The following is a 9,166-nucleotide window of genomic DNA, read 5'->3' as shown; positions in this document are numbered from 1 at the left end:
TACCTCAAGGCCTATGTGCCCGTGGCCCAGATCGGTCGCCTGCGCCTGGGCCTGCCGGCCCATCTCTGGACCGACGCATTCCCCGGCCAGCCCTTCGCGGCCACGGTGAAGAACATCGGCCAGCGCGCCGAGTTCACGCCCAAGGAAGTGCAGACGCCCGATGAGCGGGTCAAGCTCACCTATGCCGTCAAGCTCTACCTGGACCAGAACCCCGAACACCGCCTGACCCCGGGCGTGCCGGCCGACGCCGTGGTGCGTTGGAAGGACGGCGTGGCCTGGCAGCAGCCGCGCTGGTGAGCCGCCCCATGACCGGAGATGCCACCGCCTCGCCGCTGGTGCTGCGGGCGCAGGGCTTTGGCAAGCGCTATGGCCGGACCCATGCGGTGCAGGGCCTGGACCTGGAGGTGCGCCGCGGCGAGATCTTCGGCCTGATCGGGCCGGACGGTGCGGGCAAGTCCAGCCTGATGAAGGCCGCGGCCGGCGTGCTGAGCTTCGAGGAGGGCACGCTGGAGGTCTTCGGCACCTCGCTGGACAGCGACGCCGCGGCCGAGCGCATCAAGGACCGCATCGGCCTGATGCCCCAGGGCCTGGGCCAGAACCTCTACGCCGACCTCTCCATCGAGGAGAACGTCGACTTCTTCGCCCGCCTGCGCCTGGTGCCCAAGGATGAACTGGCCGAGCGCAAGCAGACCCTGCTGGCCATGACCCGGCTGGACAAGTTCCGCGACCGGCCGATGAAGCAGCTCTCCGGCGGCATGAAGCAGAAGCTCGGCCTGGTCTGCACCCTGATCCACCAGCCCCAGTTCATCATCCTGGACGAGCCGACCACCGGGGTGGACCCGGTCTCGCGGCGCGACTTCTGGGCCATCCTGGCCGAGCTGCTGCGCAGCCAGGGCACGACGGCGCTGGTCTCCACCGCCTACATGGACGAGGCCAGCCGCTTCTCGCGCGTGGCCCTGATGTTCGGCGGCAAGACCCTGGCCGTGGGCGCACCGGACGAGTTGCGCCAGCTGGCGCGCGGGGTGGTCGTCTCCGTCACCGGCGGCGACCAGGTGCGCACGCTGGACCGCATTGGCGAGCGGCACCCGCAGGTCGAGGCCCTGGGCCCGGCGGTGCGCGTCTTCGTGGACGACCAGGACGAGGCCGGCGGCCGCGCCGAGATTGAGCGCACGCTGGACGGCCCGTCCCAGGGCTGCAGCCTGGACGTGAGCGCGCCCGAGCTGGAGGGTGTGTTCATCGCCATGCTGCGCCGGCGCGAGCTGGTGACCCTGGTGCCGCCCAAGCTGCCATCGGCACGCCGCGCCGCGGTGCAGAACCACGATGGCGCTCTGGCCATCGAGGCGCGCGGCCTGGGCCGGCGCTTCGGCGACTTCAAGGCCGCCGAAGACGTGAGCTTCCAGGTGCGGCCGGGCGAGATCTTCGGCCTGCTGGGCGCCAACGGCGCGGGCAAGAGCACCGTGATCAAGATGCTCACCGGCATCCTCTCGCCCACCAGCGGCAGTGGCCAGGTGGCCGGGGCCGACATGCGCCAGGCCGGCTTTGCCATCAAGGAGCGCATCGGCTACATGTCGCAGGCCTTCTCGCTGTACATGGACCTGACGGTGCTGGAGAACATCCGCCTGTACGCCGCGGTCTATGGCCTGAACGAGGCCCGCACCCGCGAGCGCACCGCCTGGGTGCTGGAGATGGCCGGCCTGGGTGGGCTGCAGGGCATGCGCGCCTCGCAGCTGCCCATGGGGCAGCGCCAGCGCCTGGCCCTGGGCTGCGCACTGGTGCACGAGCCGCAGGTGGTGTTCCTGGACGAACCCACCTCCGGCGTGGACCCGGTGGGCCGACGCAGCTTCTGGGACATCCTGTTCCGCCTCTCGCGCGAGGAGGGCATGGCCGTGCTGGTCACCACCCACTACATGAGTGAGGCCGAGCACTGCGACCACCTGGCGCTGATGTACGCCGGCCGCGTGGTGGCCGACGACTCACCCGCCGGCATGAAGGCCGCGGTGGAGCGCGACGCCGGCCACCTGCTGGAGATCCGCAGCAGCCAGCCCACCGAGACCCTGGCCTGGCTCAAGCAGCAGGGTTGGCAGCGCAGCGCGCTGTTCGGCACCCTGGTGCACTGCCTGCCGGCCGACCCGGCGGTGGATGCCGCCACGCTGCAGGCCCGCCTGGGTGAGGCCGGTCTGCCGGCCCAGGACGTGGCCACACGGCCGCTGTCGATGGAAGACGTGTTCGTCTACCGCATCACCGATCTGGAAGCCCGGGAGCGCCGCGCATGATGAACTTCAGCCGCATCGCCGCCGTGGCCAGCAAGGAATGGCGCGAGATCGTGCGCGACCGCCTGTTCTTCACCCTGGCCTTCGTGGTGCCGGCGGTGCTGACCCTGCTGTTCGGCTATGGCCTGTCGATGGACGTGGAGAACATCCCGATGGCCATCGTGGACCACGACCGCACGCCGCTCTCGCGCGAGTACGCCCACCGCTTCATCGATTCGCGCTACTTCCGCTTCCAGGGCTATGCCGACGACGAGCGCCAGCTCGACCGGGCCATCACCGCCGGTGAGCTGCGTGCGGTCATCGTCATCCCGCCGAAGTTCCAGCAGGACCTGCTGGCCAGCCGCGCGGTGCAGGTGCAGACGCTGATCGATGGCACCTTCCCGTTTCGCGCGCTGACCACCAAGGGCTATGTCACGGCCATCAGCAGCGCGATGACGCTGGACGTGCTGGCCGACACCCTGGCCCGGGCCGGCGGCGTCACCACCGCGCAGGCCCGCGCCACGCTGCAGCCGGTGGCGCTGCAGGTGCGCTACCTCTACAACCAGAGCGTGGCCAGCATCTGGTCGCTGGCGCCCAAGCTCATCATGGCCATCATGATGATCTCGCCGCCCTTCCTGACCGCGCTGGGCGTGGTGCGGGAGAAGGAGAGCGGCTCCATCTTCAACATCTACGCCTCCACCGTGCGGCGCAGCGAGTTCCTGATCGGCAAGATCACGCCCTACGTGGGCATCTCCTGGCTGAACGTGTTGCTGTTGTGGCTGATCGCCACGCTGGTCTTCGGCGCGCCCTTCAAGGGCGACTTCGCCTTCTTCATGTTCGCCTCGCTGCTGTATGTGACCTGCACCACCGGCATTGGCCTGTTGGTGTCGGTGGCGGTGCGCACCCAGGTGGCGGCCATGATGGGCACGGCCATCCTGACGGTGGTGCCGGCGGTGCTGTATTCGGGCGTGCTGATCCCCATCCCCTCGCTGTCGGCCGCGGCCAAGGTCATCGCCCACCTGCTGCCGGGCATGTACTACACCGACATTGTGCTGGGCGCCTTCCTCAAGGACGTGTCCTGGAGCGGGCTGTGGCTGAACATGGTGGTGCTGGCGCTGTATGCCGCGCTGCTGTTCGGCGTGGGCTATGTGCTGTTCCGCAAGCGGGTCAAGGCATGAGGGGCGTGGCATGAAGGGCTATTTCAGCGGACAGGACATCGGCGTGTGGCTGCGCCGCCTGCGCGCCATGAGCTGGAAGGAACTGCTGCAGCTCTGGCGCGACCCAGTGCTGCTGTTCTTCATCGTCTACTCCTTCACGGTGGACATCTACAACGCCGGTTCCGGCGTGACGCTGCAGCTCAACAACGCGGCCTTCGCCGTGCTGGACACCGACCGCAGCGCCGCCTCGCGCGAGCTGGCGGGGCGCTTCCAGCCGCCGCACTTCAACCCGCTGGGCTTGGTGGGGCAGGAGGGCCAGGGCCAGTCTCTGCTGGACAGCTCCGATGCCCTGTTCGTGCTGGACATCCCGCCGCAGTTCGGGCGCACGCTCTCGCGCGGCGAGACGGCCACCGTGCAGATGCAGGTGGACGCCAGCAACTCGGTGCTGGCCACACTGGCCACGGCCGACGCCACCCAGATCGTGGCCAGCTATGGCCTGGAGACGGGCATCGCCCGCCTGGGCTTTGCCAGCACGGGCACCGGGCAGATCGCCGGCGTGCCGATGATCAGCAATGTGCCGCGCGTCTGGTTCAACCCCAACCAGAACGACGCCTGGTTCATGGCCATCTCCGAGCTGCTCAATGTCATCACGGTGTTCGCCATCCTGCTGCCGGCTGCGGCCATGGTGCGCGAGAAGGAGCGCGGCACCATCGAGCAGCTGATCGTCTCGCCGCTCACGCCCTTCCAGGTGATGGCGCCCAAGGTGCTGGCCATGACCGGGGTGATCCTGGCGGCCACCGCGCTGGCGCTGGGCGGGGTGCTGGTGGGCGTGTTCGGCGTGCCGGTGCGGGGCAGCCTGCTGATCTTCTTCGCGGCCACCACGCTGTACGTCGTCGCCTTGTCCGGCCTGGGCCTGTACATCGCCACGCTCACCCGCAACATGGCCCAGGCCAGCATGCTGTCCATCCTGGTGCTGGCGCCGATGATCTTCCTCTCCGGCGCCTGGACGCCGCCCGAGGCCATGCCCACCATCGCCCGCTGGCTGATGGTCATCTCGCCGCTGTACTACTACATCGACGTGGCCTACGGCGTCATCCTGAAAGGCGCCGGGCTGGACGTGCTGGGCCCCAGCTTCGCCGGCATCGTGGTGCTGGGCAGCCTGGTCTTGGGCCTGGGCCTGTGGCGCTTCAAGCGGCAGTTCGACTGAGTCCCTTGCCAGCATGAAAAAAGGGCCAGCCCGGTGGGCTGGCCCTTTGTCGTTGCAGCCCTGATGTTTCCGATCAGGGCGCGCCTGCGGCTCAGCGCTTGGGCAGGCCCTTGAGCAGCTCCTTCACGCCGGCTTCGAGCTGTTGATCCTCGCCGCGCACGATGCGGGCCGGGTCGTTGGCCACCTGCACGTCGGGTTGGATCAGCGCCTTCTCCATGTAGTTGCCCTGCGCGTCGCGGAAGCCCACTTCGGGGATGCCGAAGTAGAGGTCCGGGTCCTGCAGCGTTTCCCACCAGACGGCGGTGCCGGTGCCGGCCACCGGCATGCCGACCAGCTTGCCGATGCCCAGGTGGTGGTAGGTCCAGGGGAAGAGGTGGGCGTCGGAGTAGTTGCTCTCGCTGATCAGCACCAGCGAGGGCTTGGTCCACTTGCCGGTGGGCTCCCAGCCCAGTTCCTGGCCGCGCGGCACGAACTCCAGATAGCGCTTGCCGCTGAGCAGGGTGGCCAGCTCGTCGTGCAGATTGCCACCACCGTTGAAGCGGGTGTCCACGATCACCGCCTCCTTGCCGCTGTCTCGGCCCAGCAGCTCGGAGTAGGTGTGGCGGTAGCTCTGGTCGTCCATGCCACGCACGTGCACATAGCCGATGCGCCCGCCCGAGAGCTTGTCCACCAGGGCCCGCTCACGCTTGGTCCAACGCTGATACAGCAGCTCGTTCTGTTCGCGGCCGCTGATGGGCTTGACCACCTGTTCGAAGCGCTGGCCCTTGGCCGGGTCGAACACCGACAGCAGCACCCGCTTGCCAGCCTTCTGGTTCAGCAGCGAGTCGAACTCGGCGCCCGGGGCGATGGTCACGCCGTCGATCTTCTCGATCACCATGCCGGCGGCCACGCGGGGGCCGTCGCCGGCCTCCAGCGGGCTGCCTTCGATGACCTCGGTCACCTTCAGGCCGGCGCCGGTGTAGGCGTCGTCGTAGAAGGCGCCGAGCTGGGCGGTGGCGTCCGCATTGGCGGGATGGCCGGTGTAGCCCGAGCCGGTGTGCGAGACGTTGAGCTCGCCCAGCATCTCGCTGAGCAGCTCGGCAAAGTCCTCGTCATTGCTCACGTAGGGCAGCTGGCGCTCGTACACCTGGCGGTAGTAGGCCCAGTCCACCCCGCCCATGTCGGCGGTATAGAGCTTGGCCTGGGTCTGGCGCCAGACGTGGTCGAACATGTAGCTGCGCTCGGCCGCGCCGTCCAGGTTCAGTTCGGCGGTGAAGGCCAGCGGTTCGGCCTTGATCGGGCCGTCCTCCTTGGGCACCTTGAACTTCTGGATGCGTCCGCCCACCAGCACGAAGCCGTTCTCGCCCTTGGCGTCGAGCTGCAGGTCCATGGCCTGCGACTCGCCCCGGCCGCCCTTGGGCGCCGGGAAGCTGGCCACCTTCTTGTTGTCGTCGGCGCGCGGGCGGTTCACCCACAGGTCCACGCTGTCGGCGGTTTCCACCAGGTAGTACAGGGCCTCGCCATCGTTGGACAGGGCCGAGGCGCGGATCTCGCCGGCATTGGGCGTCAGGCGGGCGATGCGGTCCTCGATGGGCCCCAGCTCCAGCTTGACGGGCGGCGGCAGCTTGATGGCGTCATCGTCCTTGCCCTTGGCTTCGTCCTTGCCGGCCTTGTCGTCGGCCTTGGCATCACCCTTGTCACCGTCCTTGTCGCCGTGCTTGGGCTTGTCCTTCTCTTCTTCCTTCTTCTTCAGCGCGGCGAACTCGCTCTTGTCGAGCCTGAAGCGGTCCCAGGCCTCGCGGGTGAAGAACATGGCGTAGATATCGCGCTGGTTGGAGCCCGAGGCGCCGTGCATGCCGGTGCGGTCGGTCTGCCAGGTCATCATCTGACCGTTGCGGCTCCATTGCGGCAGGAAGTCGTCGTAGCCGCTCTGGGTCAGGTTCACCAGCGGGCCCTTGCCCTGGGCATCGACCAGGCCCACCTCGGCGCCCCAGCGGTTGCGGTCCACAAACTGCACCAGCAGGTGCTGGCCGTCGGGCGACCAGTCGAACCACTGGTCGCCGTCGGCGTAGGAGTAGGTCTGGTCACCCGGCAGCACCGTGCGGGTCTGGCCGCTGGCCAGGTTCAGCACCTTGATGGTGGTGCGGTTCTCCAGATAGGCCACTTCCTTGCCATCGGGCGAGTAGCGCGGCTGGAAGTTGTCCTTGCCGTTCTTCAGCAGGGTGCGGATCTTGACCTGGGCCGCGCTGTAGAAGTTGGGCGCATCCTTCTTCTTGCCCGGCAGGCTGGCCTCGTAGAGATTCCAGGAGCCATCGCGCTCACCGGCAAAGACCAGGCGGCGGCCGTCCGGGCTGAAGCTGACCGAGCGCTCCTGGGTCGGGGTGTCGGTGATGCGCTTGGTGTCGCCGAACTCGGTGGAGGTGACGAAGACCTCGCCACGCACCACGAAAGCCACTTCCTCGCCGTTCGGGCTGGGGGCGATCTCGGTGACGCCATCGGTGTAGCGCTTGAGCACGCGGTCGCGCGCCAGGGTGTCGGCCGCGATCTGCACCGCCACCTTCTGCGGCTCGGCGCTGCCCGGGGCCAGGCGGTAGAGCTCGCCGTCGTAGCCGAAGGCCAGGGTGCCGTCCTGGGCGATGGACAGGAAGCGCACCGGGTTGCGGCTGAAGTGGGTGACCTGCACCGCCGCGTCCGGCTGGTTCAGCGGCATCTTCCAGACGTTGAAGGAGCCGCTGCGCTCGCTCAGGAAGTACACCGCCTTCTCGTCGGGCGACCAGACCGGGTTGCGGTCTTCGCCACCGAAGGTGGTCAGCTGGTGGTGCTGGCCGGTCTTGACGTCGTAGAGCCAGATGTCATGCGCCACCGGCGAGATGTGGTGCTTGCGGTAGAGGTTCTCGTAGCCCTTCCAGTCCTCGTAGAGCATCTCGGTGCCGGCGCGGTTCATCTGCGCGGCCATGGCCGGGGTGCTGAGCAACTGGACGGGGCGACGGCCGCCCTCGATCGAGACCTGGTAGAGCTCGCTGGCGCCGCCCGAGGGGAACATCAGGTTGTCCTTGGCGTCCATGCGGGCGGCCGAGAACAGCACCGACTGGCCATCGGGCGTGAAGCCCAGCGGGGTCTCGTTGGCGGAATGGGTGGTCAGGCGCCGGGCGGGGCCGCCTTCGGCCGAGACCAGGAAGACGTCGTCGTTGCCGTAGAGATTGGACGCGAACGCGATGCTGTGGCCATCCGGCGACCACACCGGGTGGCTGTTGTGCTGGCCGTTGGCCACCAGCAGGTGGGCGGCGCCGCCGGCCGCCGGCACGGTGAACAGATTGCCCTGGAAGGCGAAGGCGATGCTGCGGCCATCGGGCGAGATGGCCGGCGTGCGCATCCACAGCGGTGCGGTGACCGGCCCCAGACGGGGGGCGGCAGCCAGGGGCGGGGGGCCGCCGGCCTGTGCGGGCGCCGGGGTGGTGGCGGCCCAGGTGGTCAGCGAGGCCAGCGCCAGGGTGAGGGCGGCGGCCTGGGCCAGGGGAGAACTGCGGCGGTGCGCCGTCAGGCGGTGCATGAGACCCATGTAAGTCCTTTTTGGGGGCGGAAACTGCAGGTTTCGGCGCGTTGACGCCGGGAGGTCGCGGGGTGTGGCATCACATCCAAGCGGCGTTTGAGGGGGGAAGGTAACGCTTTGTTCCGTGGTGCTGCACTGCAGGTTAGGGAGAGGGTTGGTCCGCAGGCGGCCCGGGCCGGGCGTCAGTCCACCGTGTGGTGCATGCGGATGCGGTGCACGAACCAGGCCACCGCGGCCACCACCGGCACCACCGCCACGCCCACCACCACCTCGGGCTGCAGGTGGAAGGGCTCCAGCCATGGCAGCGTCTTGGCGGCCTTGGCCAGGTAGCCCACCAGGCTCAGCGTGTAATAGCTGATGGCCACCACCGACAGGCCTTCCACCGTCTGCTGCAGCTGCAGCTGCAGGCGCTGGCGGTGCACCAGGGCCTTGAACAGGGCCTGGTTGCTGGCCTCGCGGGTCATCTCCACCCGCACGCGCGAGAGGCTGAGCGCGCGGTTGATCCGCTCGGCGATGTCGGTCAGTCGGCGGTCGGTGCTGTCGCACAGGGCCATGGCCGGCTGAAAACGCCGGCCCAGAAAGCCCGAGAGCGTGCGCAGCCCGGGGATGCGCTGTTCGCGCAGGCCGTTGACCCGGTCCTCCACGATGGCGTGGTACGCCCGCGTGGCCGAGAAGCGGTAGCGGGTGCGCGAGGCGCTGTGCTCCACCTCGGCGGCCAGCCGGGTCAGGGCTTCCAGCGCGCCCGCGTCGTCATGCTGGTCCTCGTTGGACATGGCGTCCACGATGCCCTGCAGCTGGGCTTCCAGCGCGGCCAGTTCGCCGGCTTCCTTTTGCGCCACCGGAAAGCCCAGCATGGCCAGCATGCGGTAGGCCTCCATCTCGGCCACGCGCTGCACCGCGCGGGCGCCCTGGTCGGGCGGCAGTCCGTGGTCCAGCAGCACATAGCGCACAAAGCCGTCGCGCCCCAGCTCCAGGCGGGTGAACAGCGTGGCCCCGCCATCGGCGATGTGCGAGCCGTCAGGGC

At 68.8% G+C, this 9,166-nt stretch carries 4 protein-coding genes and 3 pseudogenes; 5 read left to right on the top strand and 2 right to left on the bottom strand.

The annotated features are described in order from the left end of the window. The 5 genes and pseudogenes from I73_RS03960 to I73_RS03945 all read left to right on the top strand — a co-directional run. Positions 1–297, top strand: a pseudogene (locus I73_RS03960) (HlyD family efflux transporter periplasmic adaptor subunit); the annotation flags it as partial. 8 nt (positions 298–305) lie between these two features. Continuing rightward, positions 306–818, top strand: a pseudogene (locus tag I73_RS34785) (ABC transporter ATP-binding protein); the annotation flags it as partial. 510 nt (positions 819–1,328) lie between these two features. Further along, a pseudogene (locus I73_RS34780) lies at positions 1,329–2,273 on the top strand (ABC transporter ATP-binding protein); the annotation flags it as partial. Next, positions 2,270–3,427 carry an ABC transporter permease gene (locus tag I73_RS03950; protein ID WP_199899031.1) on the top strand — a complete coding sequence of 386 codons (1,158 nt, stop codon included), beginning with the start codon at positions 2,270–2,272 and terminating at the stop codon, positions 3,425–3,427. The pseudogene I73_RS34780 and the gene I73_RS03950, both read left to right, overlap by 4 nt. Before the next feature lie 10 nt (positions 3,428–3,437). After that, the gene (locus I73_RS03945; RefSeq protein WP_022979424.1) at positions 3,438–4,613 is read left to right on the top strand and encodes an ABC transporter permease; all 1,176 of its coding nucleotides are present in this window, start codon (positions 3,438–3,440) and stop codon (positions 4,611–4,613) included. Positions 4,614–4,704: 91 nt separating this feature from the next. Here I73_RS03945 and I73_RS03940 read toward each other — a convergent pair whose 3' ends face one another. After that, positions 4,705–8,151, bottom strand: coding sequence for a S41 family peptidase (locus tag I73_RS03940; protein WP_199899030.1), 3,447 nt, complete (start codon positions 8,149–8,151; stop codon positions 4,705–4,707). A gap of 173 nt (positions 8,152–8,324) precedes the next feature. Continuing rightward, positions 8,325–9,166 (bottom strand): DUF3422 domain-containing protein (locus tag I73_RS03935; RefSeq protein ID WP_022979422.1); only part of this gene is annotated, 842 nt, incomplete at its 5' end.

Source organism: Ideonella sp. B508-1, from assembly GCF_000333615.1.
GTDB lineage: Bacteria > Pseudomonadota > Gammaproteobacteria > Burkholderiales > Burkholderiaceae_C > Ideonella.
The sequence above is the reverse complement of the archived record's forward strand: the minus strand, read 5'-3'. Positions and strand labels throughout refer to the sequence as shown.